The sequence below is a fragment of the Pseudomonas sp. SORGH_AS_0211 genome (assembly GCF_031453455.1).
In the GTDB taxonomy this organism is placed as follows: domain Bacteria; phylum Pseudomonadota; class Gammaproteobacteria; order Pseudomonadales; family Pseudomonadaceae; genus Chryseomonas; species Chryseomonas aestiva.
In genome coordinates this window covers 1,926,330-1,946,853 of record NZ_JAVIZV010000001.1, presented here as the reverse complement: position 1 = coordinate 1,946,853, position 20,524 = coordinate 1,926,330, and the positions used below count along the sequence as shown (strand labels likewise).

Below are 20,524 nucleotides of genomic sequence, written 5' to 3'. Positions count from 1 at the left end.
TCCGGGGGCTGGCGCCCCGGAATGTATCCGGCAGGGTATGACGGGGGAGGCTGCGGGCAGGACCGCCGTCGCGCCGGACGCATTCCGCCGGAAGCTGTTTTCAAAGTTTTACGCCGGCTGCTGAGGAGCTGATCGGCAGCAGGGCGGTTGATGAGGCCGCCGCTGCCGGATCACCGGATACTTTGCTCGTGACGCTTTGAAAACAGCTTCGTATCGGACATTGCGCCTATAAGGCTGCCTAATTCTACGCCAAGCCTCGGGCGAAGTTAAGCGCTGCGTTGTCGCATCTCTGCTGCGGGTCGTTGGACCCCGGGCGGCAGGCTAGCGGCCCAGATGGGCGAAGCGTCCACTGAAGGGCTTGGCGATGGGGTAGGCCAGGTCGCCGTGCTTGCTGGTGCCCAGTCCCAGGTCCACCAGTGACTCGGCCAGCTTGACCGCGGCGCTGACGCCTTCGATCACCGGGATGCCGATGGCCTCGCTCAGGGCCTCGCGCAGATCGGCCATGCCGCCACAGCCGAGCACGATGGCACCGGCGCCTTCCTCGTCGCGGGCGCGGCGACCCTCGGCGGCGATCAGCTCGATCAGGCTGTCGTCGGCGGCCTCCAGGGCCAGCACCGGCAGGTCGATGCAGCGCACCGAGGTGCACAGTTCGGCGAAGCCGTACCGCTGCAGCAGGTGCTCGGCGATGATGCGGGTGCGGGTGAGGGTGGTCACCACGGCGAAACGGGTGGCCAGCAGGCTGGCCAGATGGAAGCCGGCCTCGGCGATGCCCAGCACCGGGCCCCTGGCCATTTCCCGCGCCGCGAGCAGGCCCGGATCGCCAAAGCAGGCGATGACATGGGCCGCGCAGCCCGCCTCGACGCCCTTGCGCATCTCTTCGATCACGCCGACCGCGGCCACCGCCTCGTCGTAGTGACTTTCGATGGACACGGGGCCGGCTTCGGGATTGCTGGCGAGGATGGTGGTGCCCGGACGGGCGATGGCCTGGGCCGCGCGACCGATCTTGGCGGTCATGCCGGCACTGGTATTGGGATTGATGACCTGGATCTGCATGAGGAGCCTCAACTGCGTTTGAAGATGCTGCGGAAATCGGGCTCGGCGGCCGTGGGCCGGTCGATGCGGAGGGATTCGCGGATCAGGCGCAGGTGGCGCGCCATCCAGTCGCCGGCGGCCGCACCCTCGCCCCGGGCGAGCAGGTCCAGCAGGTCTTCGTGCTGGCCGCAATCGCAGCCCAGGCTGTGCCGCGAGCCGTAGATGGCGATCAGTAGCGAAGAGCGGCTGGCCAATTGGGCGACCTGTTCGGTCAGCACCTGGTTGTCGGCCAGTGCGGCGAGTTCGACGTGAAAGCGCGCGGACAGCTGGATCGCCAGGCTGTGGCGCCCGCCATGCTGGGCCTCGTGCTCCTCGAGGCAGAGCTGGCGCAGGGATGCCAGCTGGGCGCCGTCGATGCGCGCGGCCACCAGCGGCATCAGCGCCGGTTCGATCAGCTGGCGCGCGGCGAGGATGTCCTGGGCTTCCTTGGCGCTGGGCTGGGCAACCTGGGCGCCGCGATTGGCGCGCAGGGTCACCAGGCGTTCCAGCGCCAGTCGCTGCAGCACCTTGCGGATGCCCGTGCGACTGATGCCGAAGGTCTCCGCCAGGGTGTCTTCCGGCAGCCGGGTGCCTGGCGCCAGGCGATGCTCGACGATGGCTTCAAGGATGTCCTGGTAGATCCGCTCGTCCCGGGGGGAGGCGGCAACGGCGAGTGACGCGGGTAATGCACTCATGGGCTGACTCCGGCGATTTGCCTGAATTGTATACAAAGTCAGGAGCGCTGACGATGCGTGAATGTTCCAGGCTTTGTGCGCCAAGGTAGCGCCTCGTTGCCACCTAACGCCCCAGGGAAGTGCATCCCCGGTAACGCCCCGGCCTCTGCGTTAGCGCCTCGTTTTCTGGAAATTCCCTATGGAACCAGCAAGTTAAGGCCATCTTGGAGCACCTGGCACGGACTCTGCCTGAAGGGATTGTATACAAAACAAGGCAGGCGCCGTATGCAGGTGCCCGCCACCACGGAGGAGGCGATCCATGAACCAGCAGATTCCCCCGGGCTACAGCCCACGTCTGTACAACGAAGACCTCGGCCCGGTCGAGCAGAAGTGGAATTGGTACAACATCTTCGCCTTCTGGATGAGCGACGTGCACAGCGTCGGCGGCTATGTCTTCGCCGCCAGCCTGTTCGCCCTGGGCCTGGCCAGCTGGCAGGTGCTGATCGCCCTGCTGGTAGGGATCTGTATCGTTCAGGCGATCGCCAATCTGGTCGCCCGGCCCAGCCAGCAGGCTGGCGTACCCTATCCGGTGATCTGTCGCCTGGCCTTCGGCGTCTTCGGCGCAAACATCCCGGCGGTGATCCGCGGCCTGATCGCGGTGGCCTGGTACGGCATCCAGACCTATCTGGCCTCCAGCGCCCTGGTCATCGTGGTGCTGCGTTTCTTTCCCGCGCTGGCGATCTATGGCGACAGCAGCTTCCTGGGCCTGTCCTATCTCGGCTGGGGCGGCTTCCTCACCCTCTGGTTCCTCCAGGCCTGCGTCTTCTGGGCGGGTATGGAATCCATCCGCCGCTTCATCGACTGGGCCGGTCCCGCCGTCTATGCGGTGATGTTCCTGCTCGCCGCCTGGATCGTCTGGCGCGCCGGCTGGAGCAACATCAGCTTCACCCTGGCGGAAAAGCAGCTGACCGGCTGGGCCGCCTTCGGCCAGGTGATCGTCGCCATCGCCCTGGTGGTGTCCTATTTCTCCGGGCCCACGCTCAACTTCGGTGACTTCAGCCGCTACTGCCGCTCCATGCAGGATGTGCGTCGCGGGAATTTCTGGGGCCTGCCGATCAACTTCCTGGCGTTCTCCCTGGTCACCGTGGTGATCGTGTCCGGCACCCTCCCGGTGTTCGGCGAGATGATCCACGATCCCATCGCCACCGTGGCCCGCATCGACAACACCACCGCGGTGCTGCTCGGCGCCTTCACCTTCGTCACCGCCACCATCGGTATCAACATCGTCGCCAACTTCGTTTCGCCGGCCTTCGACTTCGCCAACGTGGCGCCCAGCAAGATCAGCTGGCGTGCGGGCGGCATGATCGCCGCGGTGGCCTCGATCTTCCTCACCCCCTGGAACCTGTTCAACAACCCCGAGGTGATCCACTACACCCTGGACGTCCTGGCTGCCTGCATCGGCCCGCTGTTCGGCATCCTGCTGGTGGACTACTACCTGCTGCGCAAGGGCCGGATCGAGGTCGATGCGCTGTTCGACGACACCCCGAATGGCGCCTACTGGTACAGCGGCGGCGTCAACTGGGTGGCGGTGCAGGCGCTGGTCGCTGCGGCGCTGATCGGGTTGTGCTTCACCTTCGTGCCCTGGTTCAAGCCGATCGCCAACTTCGCCTGGTTCACCGGCTGCTTCCTCGGTGGACTGTTCTTCTACGGGTTGAGCCGTCGCAGCGCCAGCCCGGTGGCGAGCCGGGGTGTCGCCGCGGTGTGATCCGCGTCCTGTGATCAGGATGGGATTCCGTACGACCGGCGCGGGCCACCCGCGCCGGTCGTTGACGTTTCCGGCTAGACTAGGCGTTTTGCTCCAAGGCCTGCCGCCCATGCCCGCTCCTGTCATCAAGACGCCCTGTGTCGGCCTGTGCTCGACGATGTTCGGCGACCACGTCTGTCGTGGCTGCAAGAGATTCCACCACGAGGTGGTGAACTGGAATCTCTACGGCGAAGAGGAGCGGCGCGCCGTCTGGGCGCGCCTGGAGCTGCTGCTGGTGCAGGTGGTGTCGGCCAAGGTCGATGTCTTCGATCCGGTGCTGTTGCGCCAGCAGTTGCAGCAACGCAGCATCCGCTTCCGGCCCGATCAGTCGGAGTATTGCTGGGCCTATCAGTTGCTGGCCCGGGGTGCGCGCCACATCCAGCAACTGGATGCCTATGGGCTGCGCCTGCTGCCGGAGTTTCGCGATCGCCCCCTGGCCGAGTTGCGCGACGCCATCGACCGGGAATTCTTCCTGCTCTCCGAAGCCCACTACGACCGCTACATCGCCCCGCGCTTCCTGCTCGAAGGCATCGACAGCCGCGTCTGAGCGCCAGCAGGCAGGCGGCGCTGCCCAGGCGCCTGCCTTTCTCTATAATGCGCGGCTTTTGCACGGGAGCACGCTGATGTCCTTGCCCGAGATGAACGAATTCCTCGGTTGCCGTACGCCGGATGCCTGGGTCGAGGCCGCGCTGCAGGACCTGCCGACGCTGCTGCAGGACCACGCCAATAACGAGAAGAAGGCCGCCGGCGCCGCCTTCCACTATCTGTTCACCTATTCCAATCGCGCCGAGCTGTCCTGGAAGATGTCGCGCATCGCCCGTGAAGAGCTGCGCCATTTCGAGCAGGTGCTGCAGATCATGAAGCGCCGGGGTATCGAGCACCGCAACGTCAGTTCGGCCCGTTATGCCGGCGCCTTGCGCAAGCTCTGCCGCAACCATGAGCCGCTGAAGCTGACCGACAGCCTGGTGATCGGTGCCTTCATCGAATGTCGCTCCTGCGAGCGCTTCGGTGCCGTGGCGCCCCACCTGGACGCGGAGCTGGGCAAGTTCTACAGCGGCCTGCTGGCCTCCGAGGCGCGGCATTTCCAGGACTATCTCAAGCTCGCCTATCTCTATGGCGAGCGCGACGACGTCGACGCCAAGATCGCCGAGGTCCGCGCCCTGGAAGTGGAGTTGATCACCTCCGGTGATCGCGAGCTGAGATTCCACAGCGGCATCCCCTTCGCCGCCTGAGCGTTTTTGACCTGGCTCTGCACCGCCTTACTTGCAGGCCTTGGTCTCGCCGACATAGGGATTGCCGCGACCCATGATGCAGGCCAGGCGCTGGTTGCGCTGACGCTCCCAGGCCTCCGGCGGATACTGCTTGGTCCAGGCGGTGTAGAGCTGGCGATCCTGCTTGGACAGGCGCAGGTCGTAGCGATCGCTCATGTAGAAGTAGGTACGGGCGACCATGCCGCGGATTTCCGGGCGGGGCATGGCGGTCTTGGCCTTGAAGTCCACCACCATCTGGCAGGCGCCATACTGGCTGGGCTTCTGCGGCAGCCAGCCGAAGGCGAAGTTGCTGCGGTCGCCATTGACCTCGCCGACCACCGGTACCAGGTTGAAGAGGTCGGCCTCGGCCTTCTGGTACACCGGATCGTTGGCCGTGCAGTTCTTGCGACCGCCTTTCTGCCAGCACTGGCGCTGGTGGCCGATCACCCAGGCGGGGACGATGTGTTCCCATTCGATGCGGCTGGCGCGCTGGGCGCTCTTGCGCGGGACGTAGCCACAACTCTTGAGGTCCACGGTCTTGCCGCTGTAGTGGCAGCCGCAATAGAAGTCCACGCCTTGCTTGGCGTAGACCTTGGCCGCCACCACCTTGGCTTCGCCGAAGGTACGCGGCGGCTGGGACGGCTGGGGCGTCGCCAGGGCGCTCAGGGAAGCCAGGCTCAGGCAGAACAGCAGGGCAGGGTGCAACGACATGGAGAATCCGTCCGAAAAAGCGCGGATACTACCGACCCGCTCTTGGTCGCGGTGTGACTGGGTTCACTGGAAGCCGTCCCGCGTCCACCCGCCAATCAGGCGGAACACGATTCGATATCAATGACTTAGAGGTATGGCATGGCAGCCTGGGACATCTTCTGCACGGTGGTGGACAACTATGGCGACGCGGGTATCACCTGGCGTCTGGCCCATCAGCTGGCCGCCGAGCATGGGCAGCAGGTCCGTCTCTGGATCGACGACCTCTATCCCCTGGCGCGGATCCAGCCAGGCGTCGATGGCAAGGCCGAGCAGCAATGGCACCGCGGCGTCGAGGTGCGTCTTTGGCACGCCGACTGGACGGCGGCCGAGCCCGGCGACGTGGTGGTGGAAGCCTTCGCCTGTCAGTTGCCGGAAGGCTTCGTCACCGCCATGGCGCGTCGCGCCGAGCGCCCGCTCTGGCTCAACCTGGAATACCTGAGCGCCGAGGAGTGGATCGAAGGCTGTCACGCCCTGCCGTCGCTGCAGCCCACCGGGCTGAACAAGTACTTCTTCTTTCCCGGCTTTACCGCCAAGGTGGGCGGGTTGCTGCGCGAGCACGACCTGCTCGCGCAGCGTGACGGCTTCCTCCGGGCTGCCGCGGCCCAGGACGACTTTCTCGCTGGGCTGGGCGTTCGGCGCCAGCCCGGGGAGCGGCTGTTCTCGCTGTTCGCCTACGAGAACCCGGCGCTGATCGACTGGCTCGATGCCCTCGGTGCGGGTACCCAGCCCACCTGCCTGCTGGTGCCGGAGGGCAGGGTGCTGGCCAACGTCGCCGCCTGGCTCGGCGTCGACTGGCTCAAGGCCGGCGACAGTCATAGCCGCGGCGCCCTGCGGGTGCAGGTGCTGCCCTTCGTCTCCCAGCAGGAGTACGACCGGCTGCTGTGGTGCTGCGACTTCAACGCCATCCGTGGCGAGGACTCCTTCGTCCGTGCGCAATGGGCGGCGCATCCCTTCGTCTGGCACATCTATCCGCAGGAAGAGGACGCCCATTTCGTCAAGCTCGAGGCCTTCCTGGCGCGCTATGTCGCGTCCGGCCCGCCGGCGCTGGCTGCCGCGGTCAGCGCCCTCTGGCTGGCCTGGAACGGTCGCGGGGACCTGGCGGCCGCCTGGTCGGCGCTGGAGGCGCAGGTGGAAGACTGGAGTCTGCTGGCGCGTGATTGGAGCGATCGGATGGCTTCTCATGGCGATCTTGCCGCCAGCCTGGTGCATTTCCACACAGATTGGCTATCATATGGCGCCTCGAAATCCCGTTCTTCCATCCATACGGATAACCGCATGAAAACCGCACAAGAGTTCCGTGCCGGCCAAGTGGCCATGATCGACAACGCTCCCTGGGTCATCCAGAAAGCTGAATACAACAAGTCCGGCCGTAACGCTGCAGTGGTCAAGATGAAGCTGAAGAGCCTGCTCTCCGGCAGCGCGACCGAGACCGTCTTCCGCGCCGACGACAAGCTCGAGCCGGTGATTCTGGATCGCAAGGAAGTGACCTATTCCTACTTCGCCGATCCCCTGTACGTGTTCGTCGACAACGACTACAACCAGTACGAAGTCGAGAAGGACGACCTGGGTGATGCCATCGCCTTCATCGAAGACGGCATGACCGACGTCTGCGAAGCGGTGTTCTACAACGACCGCGTCATCTCCATCGAACTGCCCACCACCATCGTGCGCCAGATCTCCTACACCGAGCCGGCCGTTCGCGGCGACACCTCGGGCAAGGTCATGAAGACCGCTCGCCTGAACAACGGCTACGAGCTGAAGGTCTCCGAGTTCTGCGACATCGGTGACCACATCGAGATCGACACCCGTACCAACGAGTACAAGTCGCGCGCCAAGGTCTAAACCTGGCGTCTCGATAGAAAGCCCGGCTTGCCGGGCTTTTTGCTGTCTGGCGCTCCGCTGGCGGTACGCCGGACAGCGGTTTCCGAATCCGTTCGCTTCTGGGTAGTGCGCCGTGGAATTGCTGTCTCAGCTCTTGATCGATATCGCCCTCGGGGCGGTGCTGGGTGTGGTAGGTGGGTTGTTCGGCATCGGCGGTGGCTTGATCGCCATTCCGGTGCTGGCCCTGTTGTTCGGCCTCGACCAGCAACTGGCCCAGGGCACCGCTCTGGTGATGGTGGTGCCCAACGTGCTGCTGTCGGTCTACAAGTACAACCAGCGCAATCGCATCGACTGGCAGCGCGCCGGACTGCTGGCCGCCGCCGGCATGCTCTCGGCCCTGGCGGGTACGGCGCTGGCGGTGTCCCTGGACGCCCGCTCCATGCGCCACGGCTTCGTCGGCTTCCTGCTCGTGCTGGTGCTCTACAACCTCTGGCAACTCTATCGCCGTGGCCAGCCGCCGCTGACGACGCCGAGTCGTCTGGGGCTCGGGGTGCTGGGGCTGGTGGCTGGGCTGGTCGGCGGGCTGTTTGGCGTCGGTGGTGCGGTGATCGCCACCCCCATTCTCGCCGGGGTGATGGGCATGACCCAGGTGGCCGCCCAGGGCATGTCCCTGGCCATGGCGCTGCCGACCACTGGCGTCACCCTGGCCAGCTATGCCTGGCACGGGGAAGTCGACTGGAGCGTGGGTATTCCGCTCGCCCTGGGTGGACTACTCAGCGTGAGCTGGGGCGTGAAGTTGGCGCACCAGTTGCCCGAGCGGCTGCTGCGTCTGCTGTTCTGCAGCTTCCTGCTGCTGTGTGCGGTGCTGCTGGCGTTGCGCTGACTACTGCCGAAAGCCTTCGGCGATATGCTCGGCGAGGGTGTCGATGATCGGCGAGGCGCTGCGCGGATTGCGCAGCAGTTCGATGGAGCAGGCCGGCAGGTCCGGCATGCCATCGGCTTCTCCCAGTCGGCGCAGCTCGCTCGGCAGCAGGCTTTCCAGTTGCGCAGTGACCGCCAGGCCGGCCTTGACGATGCCGAGCAGGGCGGCAAGGCTCGGGCTGCTGTAGGCCAGGCGGTAGCCGCGTCCGCGATTGTCCAGTGCCCGGCGCGCCCATTCGCTGAGAAAGCACGAGGTGTTGAACATCGCCAGCGGCAGCGGATCGCGCTGGTGGATATCGAAACCCGGCGCCTCGGCCCAGATGAAGCGCTCGCGACGCAGCGGCAGGCCGATCTCGTTGCCCGGTTCACGGGTGACGATGGTCAGGTCCAGGTCCTGGCGTTGCAGCAGGCCGGCGGTGGTTTCGCAATGGACGTCCACCTGCACCAGCGGATAGGCCTTGGCGAAGCCGGCCAGGATGCCGGGAATGAACCTCATGACGTAATCGTCGGGGGTGCCGATACGCACCGTACCCACCATGTGCGGTTCGCGCAGGGTGGTCATCACCTCGCCATGCAGCTTGAGGATCCGCCGGGCGAAGCCCAGCAGGATCTGACCCTCTGCCGTCAGGCGCACCTGGCGGCCCTCCCGTTCGAACAGCCGCCGCTGCAGCACGTCCTCTTCGAGTTTGCGCATCTGCATGCTCACCGCCGACTGGGTGCGATTGACCACCTCGGCCGCACGAGTGAAGCCACCCTGATCGGCGATGGCGACGAAGGTGCGCAACAGATCGGTCTCTATGCTCGGGTACGTCATGGCATCAACCAGGCGAATGGATCGCATCAGAAAGATTCGTTGGATTGATGTTATGTCAGCTTCCAGACTTGAGCCATACCCCCTGGAGAAGGAGATTCACCATGGCTCAGCTCATGGCTCACCGAGATTCGTCCGCGCGTACCTCGGGTGTCCCGGGCGTCATCTTCCGTCTGCGGCGGGTCTGGGTCTGGTTGCGCCGGGCGCTGGAGCTTTCCCGCCAGCGCCGGGCCCTCTATCGACTGGATGAGGGCGCGCTGCACGACCTCGGCCTGAGTCGCGCCGATGCCTGGCAGGAAGCCGACAAGCCGTTCTGGCAGCAACCCGCAGAGGAGGGCCGCCGCCGATCCTGCTAGGGTGGAAGATCATTTCTCTCTGTCAGGAGCTCGGATGGATAGCCTTTCCCTGCGCGAAGCCCGGCGCCTGGCCTTGCGTGCCCAGGGTTTCGGTAGTCAACCCAAGGGCGGCGCGGGTCCGGCCGCCCTGTACCGCCAGGCCGCCCGCCTGAATGTGCTGCAGATCGACTCGGTTAATGCCCTGGTGCGCTCGCACTATCTGCCGCTGTTCAGTCGTCTCGGCCGCTATGCCTTCGCCGACTTCGATGCCCTGGCTTGGGGGCGGGGACGCAAGCGGCAGCTCTATGAATGCTGGGCTCACGAGGCCTCGCTGGTGCCGGCCGAGGTCTGGGCGGAACTGCGCTGGCGACGCGATCAGGCGCGCCAGGGCATCGGCATCTATCGCCAGCTGGCGCGCTTCGCCGTCGAGCAGCCGCAGGTCGTCGCCCAGACCCTGGAGGCGGTGGTGCAGCGGGGTGCGTTGGGCGCGGGCAGCCTGGCGAAGCGGGTCGAGCAGGCCGGTCCCTGGTGGGACTGGAGTCCGGGCAAGCTGGCGCTGGAGTGGCTGTTTGCCGCGGGTGAGGTGACGGTGGCCGGACGGCGCGGCTTCGAGCGTCTCTATGACCTGCCCGAGCGGGTGCTCCCGGCGGCAGTGCTGGCGGCGCCGGCACCCACGCCCGAAGCCGCGCGCCGGGCCTTGCTGCTGCGCAGTGCCCGTGCCCTGGGCGTGGCGAGCGAAATCCAGCTGCGCGATTATTTTCGCCTGAGTCCAGTCGAGGCCCGCCAGGGCATCGCTGAATTGCAGGAGGAGGGCAGTCTGCAGCCGCTTCAGGTGCAGGGCTGGTCGAAGCTGGCCTATGTGGCCGGGGCGCCCAATCCCGGGCGCCCGGTGCAGGCGGCGGCGCTGCTGTCACCCTTCGATTCCCTGGTCTGGGAGCGCGAGCGCACCGAGCAGCTGTTCGGTTTCCGCTATCGGCTGGAGATCTATACCCCGGCGCCCAAGCGGGTCTATGGCTACTACGTGCTGCCCTTTCTCTATCGGGAGCGCCTGGCGGCACGGGTGGATCTGCGCGCCGAGCGGGCGCAGGCGCGCCTGGCGGTGCATGCGGTGCATCTGGAGGCAGCAGGCCTGGATGACGAAGGGCTGGATGCCCTGGCGGGGCAATTGCGCGCCCTGGCCACCTGGCTGGGTCTCGCCGACCTGCAATTGCACGGGCCGGCGGACGTCTTGCGAGAAGCGATGGCGCGGCACGGGTTCGCCGCCGCGCCCTCGGTCTAGCGGCGGATGCCCTTGAGCGTCTCGGCGATCATGAAGGCCAGCTCCAGGGACTGGTCGGCGTTCAGGCGCGGGTCGCAATGGGTGTGATAGCGGTCGGACAGGGCGTCTTCGGTGACCGGGCGGGCGCCGCCGATGCACTCGGTGACGTTCTGGCCGGTCATCTCGATATGGATGCCGCCCGCGTAGGTGCCCTCGGCCTGGTGCACGCCGAAGAATTCCTTGACCTCGCCCAGCACGCTGGCGAAATCCCGGGTCTTGTAGCCGGTGGAGGCCTTGATGGTGTTGCCGTGCATGGGGTCGGAACTCCACAGCACCTGGCGGCCTTCGCGCTCCACGGTCTGGATCAGGCGCGGCAGGTGATCGCCGACCTTGCCCACGCCCATGCGCACGATGAGATTGAGGCGCCCCGGATCGTTCTCGGGGTTGAGGGTATCGATCAGGCGGATCAGGTCTTCGCTGGTGGTGGAAGGACCGACCTTGACGCCGATGGGGTTGTTCACGCCGCGCAGGAATTCGACGTGGGCACCGTCGGGTTGGCGGGTGCGATCGCCGATCCACAACATGTGCGCGGAGCAGTCGTACCAGTCACCGGTCAGGCTGTCGCGGCGGACGAAGGCTTCCTCGTAGTTGAGCAGCAGCGCCTCGTGGGCGGTGAAGAAGTTGGTCTCCTTGACCTGGGGCGCGGTGTCCAGGCCGCAGGCGCGCATGAAGGCCAGGGTCTCGTCGATGCGATCCGCCAACTGGTGGTAGCGGTCGGCCAGGGCCGAGTTGGCGATGAAGTCCAGGTTCCAGCGATGCACCTGGTGCAGGTCGGCGAAACCGCCCTGGGCGAAGGCGCGTAGCAGGTTGAGTGTGGCGGTGGACTGGTTGTAGGCCTGGATCAGTCGCTGCGGATCCGGGATGCGGCTGCCTTCGGTGAAGTCGATGCCGTTGACGATGTCGCCTCGGTAGGCCGGCAGGGAGACGCCGTCCTGGACTTCATCGCCGGACGAGCGCGGCTTGGCGAACTGGCCGGCCATGCGGCCGACCTTGACCACCGGGCAACCCGCGGCGAAGGTCATGACCACCGCCATCTGCAGCAGCACCTTGAAGGTGTCGCGGATCTTGCCGGCGGAGAATTCGAAGAAGCTTTCCGCGCAATCACCGCCCTGCAACAGGAAGGCCCGACCCTGGGTCACCTCGGCGAACTGCCGGCGCAATTCGCGGGCTTCGCCGGCGAACACCAGCGGCGGATAGCCGGCCAGGGTGCGCTCGACATCGGCGAGGCGGGCGTGATCGGGATATTCGGGCTGCTGCTGGATGGGAAGGCTTCTCCAGCTGGTAGGGCTCCAGGGCGCGGACATGATTCTCTCTGAGTGGTGCGACGAAGCCTTCCATACTAACCGATGACGGGCGCGACGCTCGATAGACAGTGCCCATCGCGGCTACCATGGACGGCTATAGAGGAGGGTGGTGATGGTCGAGACGGAAGTGTTGCTGGAAGAGGTCGTCGATGACCATGGCCGGATCCGGGTGGTCGAAGTGGGGCCCTATCGCTTCCTGGAGTTCGGCGAGGAGGTGGAGCAGAGCTGCGTCTTCACCCAGGACCCGGCCTGGCTGGAATACGACTACAACCGCGCCATGCTGCTGGGCGCACTCTGCCATCCGCAGCCGCGGCGGGCGCTCTTTCTCGGACTGGGCGCCGGCACCCTGACCCAGGCCTGCCTCAAGTGGCTGCCCCTGGAGGCGGCGGAGGCGCTGGAGCTGCGTCCCGCGGTGCCGCGCCTGGCGCGGCAGCATCTGGGGCTGGCTGAGGATCCGCGCCTGGCGATCCGCATCGGCGATGCCCTGGACCTGCTGGCCGGCGCGGCGCCGGCCGATCTGATCTTTGTCGATCTCTATACCGACGTCGGCCCCTCCAGTGCCCATCTGGCCTGGCGCTTTCTGGAAAGCTGCCAGGCCAAGCTCAATCCGGGCGGCTGGCTGATGATCAACCAGTGGAGCGCCACCGACGGCAAGCCGCTGGGCGCCGCTTTGCTGCGCGGGCTGTTCCGCCATCATTACTGGGAGTGCCCGGTGGTGGAGGGCAATGTGATCCTGCTGGTGCCGGCGAGCCTGGAACAGGAGCTGGACGAGGCGGGCACGCGGCAGCGCGTCCGCGAACTGAGCCTGCGCATCGGCTTCGATCTGGAGTCCTACCTGGACAACCTGCGTGCGGCAACCTGACCTCAAAAGTAGACCAAGGTTCTCTGGAGAAATGTCCAGGGTTCGGGTATTATTCGCCCCGGTCTTTTTGACCTTCCGTTCAGGAACTGCATTCTCCCGGTCCGCCACCATGGCCACCCCGGTCGTGCGTTCGCCCGACGGCGAACAATCCTAGACGCTTCACCCCCTTTCATCCGCTATTTCGCAAAAAGCTCACACCTTGGCTGCCTGGGCGACTTCGGTCATTCGGATAAGCGCAGCTCTTGGCTTTGGGGTCTTTGCGAAGCACACGAGGCAAGACAATGACCCAGGACATCAGCAATTTCGCTGCGCTCAATCTCAATCCCGCCATCCTCGCCGCCATCAAGGCCGTCGGCTACGAAGAGCCGTCGCCCATCCAGTCGCAGTCCATTCCGGTGATCCTCGCCGGCCACGACATGATCGGCCAGGCGCAGACCGGTACGGGCAAGACCGCAGCCTTTGCTCTGCCGCTGCTCTCGCAGCTCGACCCGTCCCGTCGTGAACCCCAGATTCTGGTGCTGGTTCCTACCCGTGAACTGGCCCTGCAGGTCGCTACCGCCTGCGAAACCTATTCCACCGAGATGCCCGGCGTCAAAGTCGTGGCTCTCTACGGCGGCGCGCCCATGGGGCCGCAGCTGAAGTCCCTGCGCATGGGTGCCCAGGTCCTGGTCGCTACCCCCGGCCGCCTGTGCGACCACCTGCGCCGTGACGACAACCTGCTGGCCACCGTCCAGCGCCTGGTGCTCGACGAAGCCGACGAGATGCTCAAGCTGGGCTTCATGGACGACCTCGAATTCATCTTCGAGGCCATGCCCGAGTCGCGCCAGACCGTGCTGTTCTCGGCGACCCTGCCGCCGTCGATCCGCGCCATCGCCGAACGTCACCTGAAAGAGCCGCAACACGTCCGCATCGCGGCCAAGACCCAGACCGTCGCCCGCATCGAGCAGGCGCATCTGATGGTCCATGCCGACCAGAAGCCGGCCTCGGTGCTGCGCCTGCTGGAAGTGGAGAACTTCGATGCCCTGATCGCCTTCGTGCGGACCAAGCAGGCGACCCTGGACCTGGCCGAGCTGCTCGAACGCCAGGGCTATCGCGTCAGCGCCCTGAACGGCGACATGCCCCAGGCCCAGCGCGAGAAGACCATCGAGTCCCTCAAGGACGGTTCGCTGGACATCGTGGTCGCCACCGACGTGGCCGCCCGCGGTCTGGACGTGGCGCGCATCACCCACGTGCTGAACGTGGACATGCCCTACGATCCCGAATCCTACGTGCACCGGATCGGCCGTACCGGCCGTGCCGGTCGTGAAGGCCGTGCGCTGCTGCTGGTCACCCCGCGCGAGCGGCGCATGCTGCAGGTGATCGAGCGCGTCACCGGTCAGCGGGTCGGCGAGATCCGTTTGCCCGACGCCGAAGCCGTGCTGGAGGCCCGTATCTCCCGTCTGGCCGATGGCGTGGGTTCGCTGCTGGCCGATGCCGATGCCACCCATGGCGCCCTGCGTCAGGAGCTGTGCGAGCGTCTGCAGTGCGATCCCGCGACCCTGGCGGCGGCCCTGCTGGCCAAGCTGACCAGCGGCCGCGCCCTGGACATCGAGTCGGTACGTCGCGAGCAACCGCTGACCCCCGGCGCCGGTCGTGGCGAGCGTCCCCGTGGCGAGCGTCCTGAGCGGGGCGACCGCCCTGAGCGCGGCGAGCGTCCGGATCGCGGCGAGCGTCGCCCGATGCAGCCGCTGCCGGAAGGCCGCGTGCGTTGCCGCACCGCCCTGGGCGCCCGTGACGGCGTTGCCGCCAAGAACCTGCTGGGTGCCATCATCAATGAAGGCGGCATGGATCGCGAGGCCATCGGCCGCATCCAGATCCGTGACTCCTTCAGCCTGGTGGAGCTGCCCGAGGACGGCCTGGAGCGCCTGCTGACCAAGCTCAAGGACACCCGCGTAGCCGGCAAGGCCCTGCGCCTGCGTCGCTATCGCGAGGATTGATCCCCGCGGCCACATGAAAAAGCCCCGGATATCCGGGGCTTTTTTCTGCCTGCAGGAAAGGCGGCGACTAGAGAATCACCTTGTCCTTCAGCTTTTCCGCTGCCAGCTGCAGCGCCTGAATGACCCGGTCCTTGTCGTAGTTCTGGATGTTGTTGGTATCCAGGTACATGGAGAAGCCCGGCAATTCGTGCTCGACGTAGCTGGGGGAGGCGCCCAGGTCGCGGCGGAAGTCCACCACCTGGTAGATCTGCACCGGCTTGCTGAAGCCCTTGACGGTGATCCAGCTCTTGTCGCGGCACATGATGGTTTCCTTGACCAGCGAGTAGGTCTCGTGGCTGATCAGGATCTCGCCGGCGTCGGCAGCGTTTTCCAGGCGGCTGGCCAGGTTCACTTCGCGACCGATGATGGTGTAGTCCATGCGGGTGCTGGAACCGAAGTTGCCGACCGTGCAGTAACCGGTGTTCAGGCCCATGCGGATCTCCAGGGGCTTGTTGATGCCCTGGCTCCGCCACTGCTGGCGCAGGACCTTCATGTGCTTGCGCATGGCGATGGCCATGGAGACCGCGGCCACGGCATCCTTCTTGGCACCCTGGCTGTTGGCGTCGCCAAAGAACACCATCACGCAGTCACCGACGAACTTGTCGATGGTGCCGCCGTACTTCACGGCGATCTTCGACATCTCGTTGAGGTAGTTGTTGAGCATGTCGGTGAGGGCTTCGGCCTCGAGTTCTTCGGACAGTTCGGTGAAGCCCTTGATGTCGGAGAAGAACACCGTGATCTTCTTGCGCTGGGTGCCCAGGGCGATGTGCTGCTTGCCGGTGAAGATGGATTCCCAGACCTGGGGCGAAAGGTACTTCGCCAGGTTGTGCGCCAGGATCGCCGACTTCTCCTGCTCGCGCTTGAGGTCGTCGTTGATCTGGATGAGGCGTTTGCGCTGCCGGTGCAGGAAGTAGCCGGTGCCCCAGAGGTGCAGCATGGTGCCCACCACGCTGGTGACCGCCACCAGCAGCGGGCTGGTGAGGTCGACGCCATGGAAGAAGGTGGCACTGCCCAGCGCCGCGGCACTGGTGGCGAACAGCAGGCAGAGGCCGAGCAGGCGGGGGCCGCCGCGCAGCATGCTGGTGTAGCCGAGCATGAACAGCAGCATCAGGGTAGGCATCAGCGGGAAGCGCAACACCACCGCGGCCATGCCGACGTGGATGGCGTCTAGGGCGGCGAGCAGGACATCGGTCTGGGCGCCGCGGTCGCGCCGCAGCTTGAGGCTCAGGGTCTGGGCCACGTGCGGATAGAGCAGGGCATAGGGGATCAGCCAGAGGCCCACGGCATCGGCCTGGACGTAGTAACCCGCAGTGACGCTGGCGGCGGCGATCAGATAGGCGAATACCCGGGCGTAGTAGACGCCCAGGCTGTCACCGGACGCAGCGAGGAACCGGTTGAGCGCAAACTTCATCTGTCGGGTCCGTTTCGAAAAAGGCGAGAGGTCGGGATAACTCCGTTCGCGACGATGAAAGCGGCCGGGTTTTCTTGCATTGGCGATCTTAGCCGACCGCCCCGGCAGGGGCCAAGATTGTCGGCCATTCCGCTGCTGTGACAGCCAAATTCGGCAGTCATCCCTGGGTTACACTGCGGCATCTTTACAGGAGAGACGCTATGGATGCCCTCGCAGCCCTTTGCAATCGCGCCTCGGTCGGTCGCCTGACCGAGCCAGGTCCGACCCCCGAGCAACTCGAGACCCTGTTGCGCGCCGCCGACCGGGCGCCGGACCACAAGCTGCTGCGCCCCTGGCGACTGATCCTGGTGGCCGGCGAGGGCCGCACCGCGCTCGGCGAGCTCTATGCCGACGCCCTGCACCGTCGCGAGCCCGATGCGGATGCGGCGGCTCTGGACAAGGCTCGGCGCATGCCCCTGCGAGCGCCCCTGGTGATCGCCGTCGTTGCCACCCTGCAGGAGCACGCCAAGGTGCCCGTCCAGGAGCAGATCATCACCGCTGGCTGCGTTGCCCACGGCCTGGTCAACGCGGCCTTCGCCCTGGGACTGGGGGCGGTCTGGCGCTCCGGTGACTTCAGCTACGACCCCTGGGTGCTGCAGGGGCTCGGGTTGGCCGAAAACGAACAGCTGGTGGGCTACATCTACCTGGGCACGCCGGAGGTGGCGCCGCGCGTCCCGGCGCCGCGTGATCTGAGCGCTCAGGTCAGCCATTGGCCAGGACCGGCCTGAGCGGCAGGATGACGGTGGCGAGAAAGCCGCCGTCCGGGTGATTGCTCAGGTGCAGCTCGCCCCCGTGGCGCTCGACGGCGCGGCGGGCGATGGCCAGGCCGAGGCCGTAGCCAGTGGCGTGCTGCTGATCCGAGCGGAAGAAGGGCTCACCCAGGCGCGGCAGATCGGCGGTCTTGACCCCGGGGCCGTGGTCGCGCACCTGGATGCGGACCTCGCCCTTCGCCGCCGTCGCCGAGATGACGATGGGCTGCGCGGGTGGATTGAAGCGCAGCGCATTGCGCAACAGATTGTCCAGCGCGCGTTCCAGCACGTCCGGCCAGCCGTCCAGCCGCAGGGCGGCGGGCACGTCCAGTTCCACCCGCTGCTGAGGCGCGCTGAGCTGGGCATCCTCCACCAGGCCTTCCAGCAGCGGATGCAATTCCAGTTGCTCGGGTGGGCCCGGGTCCGCTTCCTGGCGGGCGAGGGCGAGGATCTCGCCGATCAGGGTTTCCAGGCGATCGCATTCCAGGGTCAGGCGCGGCCACATGTTGCCCAGGTCACGGGGGTCGGAGCGTTCGGCCAGCGCCAGGGCGATGCGCAGCCGCGCCAGTGGTGAACGCAATTCATGGGACACGTCGCGCAGCAGTTGCCGCTGGCTGTCGATCAGGCGCTGCAGGTGGGCGCCCATGCGATTGAAGTCCTCGGCCAGCACGCCCAGTTCGTCCTTGCGCCGGGCCAGGCGGGCCAGGGTGTCCTGCTGATAGGCGGTCTGGCCGAGGTCGTGGACGGCGCGGCGCAGATGATTGAGCGGGCGGGTCAGGCTCAGGGTCAGCAGCAGGCTGAACAGGGTCAGTACCACGGTGGCGATGGCCAGCATGCCAACCGGCCAGAACAGGCTCTGCCGGCGCCAGGCACCCAACTCGGGTGTGGGCAGGTGGTAGATGAACAGGTAGTTCTGTCCGCTCGGACTGGTGTATTCGTCGGTCAGGCGTCGCCAGGGCAGCGGTCGGCTGGGATCGCGGGCGCCAGGGCCGGGACGCTGCTGATGCTGCGGCTGGTCGAGATCCTGGTCGAAGATGCGCGGTGGCAGGGTGCCGCGCACCAGGGGCGAGCCGTTTTCGCCCAGCACCAGCACATCGATGCCGTAGCGGCCCTTGCGCTGTTCGAGCAAGCCCTGGGCGGCGGCGGGACCGTCGTTTTCATAGCGTTGCACCCACTGTTCGGGAAGGTCGCGCAAGCCGGGATGCTGCGCGAGGATCCAGGAATCCTGGTCGGCCAGGTGGCCGAGCAGCATGGTCAGGCCGACCGCGGAGAGGATGGCCAGCCAGAAGGTGGCGAAGATGCGCCAGAAGAGGGAGCGAAAAACCATGCGGTCGCCTTAGAAGCTGCTCAAAGTCTGCTACACGTCGGCCAAACGGCGTTGAAAATGCCTTCGGAATGCTCATCTACCACTCGTAAACCCGAGCACGGGTCCGATCCGCTTCCTCAGGCATTTTCGTGGGGCCGCCTAGGCCTTGTTTGTCGCCAGCTCGCGAGACTTTGGGCAGGTTCTCAGTCAGGCGCTGCGCCGAGGACCGTCGGCGCAGCGATCGGGGATCAGGAGGACTTGTGGTCTTGCTTCCACTGCTGGAATTCCGCCCACTCCTTGGCGCGATCCTCGCGCTTCTTCTCCATTTCGTCGAAGCGCTTCTGCTGATCGGGCTTGAGCAGGGCGCGAATGGACTGACGGGTCTTGTCGCGATTGCCATCCAGCTGATCGTGGAGGGCCTTGCGCTGATCCTCGGGCAGCTTGTCGAGATAGCTTTTGACGATCTCGCGTTCTTGCCGGCGCTCGTCGCCCATCAGCCTGCCCACCTGCTCGCGCTGGTCGGGGGTGAGCTTGAGGCCGCGCAGCGGACCGTCGCTCCGGTGGCCGCCGTCCATCATCTTGCCAGTAGGCGGCGGCGTAACAGCGGTGCCGTCCTGGGTGGCGGCCAGGGTCAGAGTCGGCAGCAGGGCGGCGAACAGCACGGCGGGCATGAGTTTGCGCATCGGGAAATCTCCTTGGGATGACCGGTGCAACACCGGATGAGCCCAGTCTAGGAGCGGGGGAGTCAGTGGCGGTCAGCGGGCGTAAAGAGGGGGTAAAGGCGGCGCGGAGGGCTAGACGCTGTAGTAGTAGCCGCGGCCGCGCAGGGCGAGGATGCGCGGACGACCGTCGGCATGGCTGCCGAGCTTGCGGCGCAGATTGCTGACGTGCATGTCCAGACTGCGATCGTAGAGCGTCAACTTGCGTCCGAGGGCTGCCTGGGCCAGCGCCTGCTTTTCCAGGGGTTCGCCCGGCTGGCGCAGCAGGGCTTCGAGGATGCGACTCTCGGTGAGGGTCAGGGTGATCTCGGTTTCGCCGATGTTGGCGACGCCCCGCGCCAGACTCAGCGACAGATCGCCCAGCTGCAGGCGGGCCGCGGGTTGGGCCGGATGGCTGCGCCTGAGGATGGCTCTCAGTCGTGCGGTGAGTTCGCGCGGATCACAGGGTTTGGCCAGGTAGTCGTCGGCGCCCAGTTCCAGGCCGAGGATGCGGTCGAGCGGCTCGCCACGCCCCGACAGCATCAGCACGGGCAGTTGCGGATGATCGCTGCGCAGCTGCTTGAGCAGTTCCAGGCCACTGCCATCGGGCAGCATCACGTCCAATACCACCACGTCCGGCGTGGCTTCGCGCAACTGGGTGCGGGCATCGCTGCCGGCATGGCAGGCGGTGACCTCGAAGCCTTCCTGTTTCAGCCAGGCGCCGAGCAGCTCGCACAGCTCCTGGTCGTCGTCGATCAGCAGTATCTGGCTCATGGGATCAGTCTCGCGGTTCATCCATGGGTTGCAGATGGCGCGCCAGATAGAGGCCCTGGCCAAGCATGAACACCAGGGTCATCGCCAGACTGCCGAAGACCTTGAAGTCGACCCAGAAGCTTTCGTAGGTGAAGGCCACATAGAGATTCGCGCAACCGCAGACGATGAAGAAGATGATCCAGGCGATGTTCAGTCGCGTCCAGATCGGCGCTGGCAGGCGCACCGCGTGGCCCAGCATGCGCTGAATCAGCGGCTTGTCGCCGATGAACTGGCTGCCTAGAAAGGCCACGGCGAAGAGCCAGTTCACCACCGGTGCCTTCCACTTCAGGAAGGTCTCGCTATGGAAGGCCAGGGTCATGCCGCCAAACACCAGGCAGGCGATCAGCGTCAGCCACTGGCTCTTTTCCAGCCGGCGCTGGGTCGCGAAGATCACGCCATAGACCACCAGGGACGCGATGATCAGGACCGCGGTGGCACTGAAGATGCCGCCCAGGGTAAAGGCATGCCCGGCGAATTCCAGCGGACGCGGATCGAGCTTGTAGACCAGGAAGAACAGGAGCAGGGGGATGAAATCGATGAATTGTTTCATTAACGCAGCCGATAGCAGTGCA

20 protein-coding genes and 1 pseudogene are annotated in these 20,524 nt (G+C 66.0%); 11 read left to right on the top strand and 10 right to left on the bottom strand.

The window, feature by feature from the left end:
* Window positions 1–321 precede the first annotated feature (321 nt).
* Both QE393_RS09130 and QE393_RS09125 read right to left on the bottom strand, forming a co-directional pair.
* Window positions 322–1,053 (bottom strand): aspartate/glutamate racemase family protein, encoded by a 732-nt coding sequence (locus tag QE393_RS09130; RefSeq protein WP_273807175.1) that lies wholly within the window; start codon window positions 1,051–1,053, stop codon window positions 322–324.
* A gap of 8 nt (window positions 1,054–1,061) precedes the next feature.
* Window positions 1,062–1,766, bottom strand: a complete 705-nt coding sequence (locus QE393_RS09125) for a GntR family transcriptional regulator (RefSeq protein ID WP_273807176.1) — start codon at window positions 1,764–1,766, stop codon at window positions 1,062–1,064.
* Window positions 1,767–2,064: 298 nt separating this feature from the next.
* Here QE393_RS09125 and QE393_RS09120 point away from each other — a divergent pair, with 298 nt between their 5' ends.
* The 3 genes from QE393_RS09120 to QE393_RS09110 all read left to right on the top strand — a co-directional run bounded on the left by QE393_RS09120 (window position 2,065) and on the right by QE393_RS09110 (window position 4,781).
* A complete protein-coding gene (locus QE393_RS09120; RefSeq protein ID WP_273807177.1) occupies window positions 2,065–3,510 on the top strand; it encodes an NCS1 family nucleobase:cation symporter-1 in 1,446 nt (481 codons plus the stop codon).
* Between the two features lie 109 nt (window positions 3,511–3,619).
* A complete protein-coding gene (locus QE393_RS09115; RefSeq protein ID WP_273807178.1) occupies window positions 3,620–4,096 on the top strand; it encodes a DUF1289 domain-containing protein in 477 nt (158 codons plus the stop codon).
* Window positions 4,097–4,169: 73 nt separating this feature from the next.
* Window positions 4,170–4,781, top strand: coding sequence for a tRNA-(ms[2]io[6]A)-hydroxylase (locus QE393_RS09110; RefSeq protein WP_273807511.1), 612 nt, complete (start codon window positions 4,170–4,172; stop codon window positions 4,779–4,781).
* 27 nt (window positions 4,782–4,808) lie between these two features.
* On the opposite strand, the gene QE393_RS09105 is transcribed toward QE393_RS09110, so the two are convergent.
* On the bottom strand, window positions 4,809–5,510 hold the full coding sequence (locus QE393_RS09105) for an endonuclease I family protein (protein WP_273807179.1): 702 nt from the start codon (window positions 5,508–5,510) through the stop codon (window positions 4,809–4,811).
* A 138-nt stretch (window positions 5,511–5,648) separates the two neighbouring features.
* Between QE393_RS09105 and earP the strand changes: the two are divergent.
* From earP to QE393_RS09090, 3 genes and pseudogenes are all read left to right on the top strand, one after another.
* A pseudogene (earP, locus tag QE393_RS09100) lies at window positions 5,649–6,776 on the top strand (elongation factor P maturation arginine rhamnosyltransferase EarP); the annotation flags it as partial.
* 48 nt (window positions 6,777–6,824) lie between these two features.
* Window positions 6,825–7,391: an elongation factor P gene (efp, locus tag QE393_RS09095; RefSeq protein WP_166655901.1), complete on the top strand. Its 567-nt coding sequence runs from the start codon at window positions 6,825–6,827 to the stop codon at window positions 7,389–7,391.
* 121 nt (window positions 7,392–7,512) lie between these two features.
* Window positions 7,513–8,253, top strand: coding sequence for a sulfite exporter TauE/SafE family protein (locus QE393_RS09090; protein WP_273807512.1), 741 nt, complete (start codon window positions 7,513–7,515; stop codon window positions 8,251–8,253).
* Here QE393_RS09090 and QE393_RS09085 read toward each other — a convergent pair whose 3' ends face one another.
* On the bottom strand, window positions 8,254–9,105 hold the full coding sequence (locus tag QE393_RS09085) for a LysR substrate-binding domain-containing protein (RefSeq protein WP_273807180.1): 852 nt from the start codon (window positions 9,103–9,105) through the stop codon (window positions 8,254–8,256).
* Between the two features lie 101 nt (window positions 9,106–9,206).
* On the opposite strand from QE393_RS09085, the gene QE393_RS09080 reads away from it, so the two are divergent.
* Window positions 9,207–9,458 carry a DUF1127 domain-containing protein gene (locus tag QE393_RS09080; protein WP_310043089.1) on the top strand — a complete coding sequence of 84 codons (252 nt, stop codon included), beginning with the start codon at window positions 9,207–9,209 and terminating at the stop codon, window positions 9,456–9,458.
* Between the two features lie 34 nt (window positions 9,459–9,492).
* Complete coding sequence (locus tag QE393_RS09075; RefSeq protein ID WP_310043088.1) at window positions 9,493–10,716, top strand: DNA glycosylase AlkZ-like family protein; 1,224 nt, start codon at window positions 9,493–9,495, stop codon at window positions 10,714–10,716.
* On the opposite strand, the gene QE393_RS09070 is transcribed toward QE393_RS09075, so the two are convergent.
* Window positions 10,713–12,059, bottom strand: a complete 1,347-nt coding sequence (locus tag QE393_RS09070; protein ID WP_273807182.1) for a class II 3-deoxy-7-phosphoheptulonate synthase — start codon at window positions 12,057–12,059, stop codon at window positions 10,713–10,715. The two genes, QE393_RS09075 and QE393_RS09070, sit on opposite strands and share 4 nt — an antisense overlap.
* Window positions 12,060–12,171: 112 nt before the next feature.
* Here QE393_RS09070 and QE393_RS09065 point away from each other — a divergent pair, with 112 nt between their 5' ends.
* Complete coding sequence (locus QE393_RS09065; RefSeq protein ID WP_310043087.1) at window positions 12,172–12,921, top strand: spermidine synthase; 750 nt, start codon at window positions 12,172–12,174, stop codon at window positions 12,919–12,921.
* A 281-nt stretch (window positions 12,922–13,202) separates the two neighbouring features.
* Window positions 13,203–14,897: a DEAD/DEAH box helicase gene (locus QE393_RS09060; protein ID WP_273807184.1), complete on the top strand. Its 1,695-nt coding sequence runs from the start codon at window positions 13,203–13,205 to the stop codon at window positions 14,895–14,897.
* Window positions 14,898–14,964: 67 nt separating this feature from the next.
* Here QE393_RS09060 and QE393_RS09055 read toward each other — a convergent pair whose 3' ends face one another.
* The gene (locus QE393_RS09055) at window positions 14,965–16,347 is read right to left on the bottom strand and encodes an adenylate/guanylate cyclase domain-containing protein (protein WP_273807185.1); all 1,383 of its coding nucleotides are present in this window, start codon (window positions 16,345–16,347) and stop codon (window positions 14,965–14,967) included.
* A gap of 200 nt (window positions 16,348–16,547) precedes the next feature.
* Between QE393_RS09055 and QE393_RS09050 the strand changes: the two genes are divergently transcribed.
* Window positions 16,548–17,114, top strand: a complete 567-nt coding sequence (locus QE393_RS09050) for a nitroreductase family protein (RefSeq protein ID WP_273807186.1) — start codon at window positions 16,548–16,550, stop codon at window positions 17,112–17,114.
* Here QE393_RS09050 and QE393_RS09045 read toward each other — a convergent pair.
* From QE393_RS09045 to QE393_RS09030, 4 genes are all read right to left on the bottom strand, one after another.
* The gene (locus tag QE393_RS09045) at window positions 17,089–18,462 is read right to left on the bottom strand and encodes a HAMP domain-containing sensor histidine kinase (RefSeq protein WP_273807187.1); all 1,374 of its coding nucleotides are present in this window, start codon (window positions 18,460–18,462) and stop codon (window positions 17,089–17,091) included. The genes QE393_RS09050 and QE393_RS09045 overlap by 26 nt on opposite strands.
* Before the next feature lie 227 nt (window positions 18,463–18,689).
* Entirely contained in the window at window positions 18,690–19,124 is a 435-nt protein-coding gene (locus tag QE393_RS09040; protein ID WP_273807188.1) for a Spy/CpxP family protein refolding chaperone, read from the bottom strand.
* Window positions 19,125–19,235: 111 nt separating this feature from the next.
* The gene (locus tag QE393_RS09035; protein ID WP_133860652.1) at window positions 19,236–19,913 is read right to left on the bottom strand and encodes a response regulator transcription factor; all 678 of its coding nucleotides are present in this window, start codon (window positions 19,911–19,913) and stop codon (window positions 19,236–19,238) included.
* A 4-nt stretch (window positions 19,914–19,917) separates the two neighbouring features.
* Entirely contained in the window at window positions 19,918–20,502 is a 585-nt protein-coding gene (locus QE393_RS09030; RefSeq protein WP_273807189.1) for a septation protein A, read from the bottom strand.
* Window positions 20,503–20,524: the final 22 nt, after the last annotated feature.

Bases quoted from the DNA above. Each gene is read 5' to 3' on its own strand.
- QE393_RS09130 (WP_273807175.1), bottom strand. From the start codon at position 1,053: ATGCAGATCCAGGTCATCAATCCCAATACCAGTGCCGGCATGACCGCC.
- QE393_RS09125 (WP_273807176.1), bottom strand. From the start codon at position 1,766: ATGAGTGCATTACCCGCGTCACTCGCCGTTGCCGCCTCCCCCCGGGAC.
- QE393_RS09120 (WP_273807177.1), top strand. From the start codon at position 2,065: ATGAACCAGCAGATTCCCCCGGGCTACAGCCCACGTCTGTACAACGAA.
- QE393_RS09115 (WP_273807178.1), top strand. From the start codon at position 3,620: ATGCCCGCTCCTGTCATCAAGACGCCCTGTGTCGGCCTGTGCTCGACG.
- QE393_RS09105 (WP_273807179.1), bottom strand. From the start codon at position 5,510: ATGTCGTTGCACCCTGCCCTGCTGTTCTGCCTGAGCCTGGCTTCCCTG.
- efp (WP_166655901.1), top strand. From the start codon at position 6,825: ATGAAAACCGCACAAGAGTTCCGTGCCGGCCAAGTGGCCATGATCGAC.
- QE393_RS09085 (WP_273807180.1), bottom strand. From the start codon at position 9,105: ATGACGTACCCGAGCATAGAGACCGATCTGTTGCGCACCTTCGTCGCC.
- QE393_RS09080 (WP_310043089.1), top strand. From the start codon at position 9,207: ATGGCTCAGCTCATGGCTCACCGAGATTCGTCCGCGCGTACCTCGGGT.
- QE393_RS09075 (WP_310043088.1), top strand. From the start codon at position 9,493: ATGGATAGCCTTTCCCTGCGCGAAGCCCGGCGCCTGGCCTTGCGTGCC.
- QE393_RS09070 (WP_273807182.1), bottom strand. From the start codon at position 12,059: ATGTCCGCGCCCTGGAGCCCTACCAGCTGGAGAAGCCTTCCCATCCAG.
- QE393_RS09065 (WP_310043087.1), top strand. From the start codon at position 12,172: ATGGTCGAGACGGAAGTGTTGCTGGAAGAGGTCGTCGATGACCATGGC.
- QE393_RS09060 (WP_273807184.1), top strand. From the start codon at position 13,203: ATGACCCAGGACATCAGCAATTTCGCTGCGCTCAATCTCAATCCCGCC.
- QE393_RS09055 (WP_273807185.1), bottom strand. From the start codon at position 16,347: ATGAAGTTTGCGCTCAACCGGTTCCTCGCTGCGTCCGGTGACAGCCTG.
- QE393_RS09050 (WP_273807186.1), top strand. From the start codon at position 16,548: ATGGATGCCCTCGCAGCCCTTTGCAATCGCGCCTCGGTCGGTCGCCTG.
- QE393_RS09045 (WP_273807187.1), bottom strand. From the start codon at position 18,462: ATGGTTTTTCGCTCCCTCTTCTGGCGCATCTTCGCCACCTTCTGGCTG.
- QE393_RS09040 (WP_273807188.1), bottom strand. From the start codon at position 19,124: ATGCGCAAACTCATGCCCGCCGTGCTGTTCGCCGCCCTGCTGCCGACT.
- QE393_RS09035 (WP_133860652.1), bottom strand. From the start codon at position 19,913: ATGAGCCAGATACTGCTGATCGACGACGACCAGGAGCTGTGCGAGCTG.
- QE393_RS09030 (WP_273807189.1), bottom strand. From the start codon at position 20,502: ATGAAACAATTCATCGATTTCATCCCCCTGCTCCTGTTCTTCCTGGTC.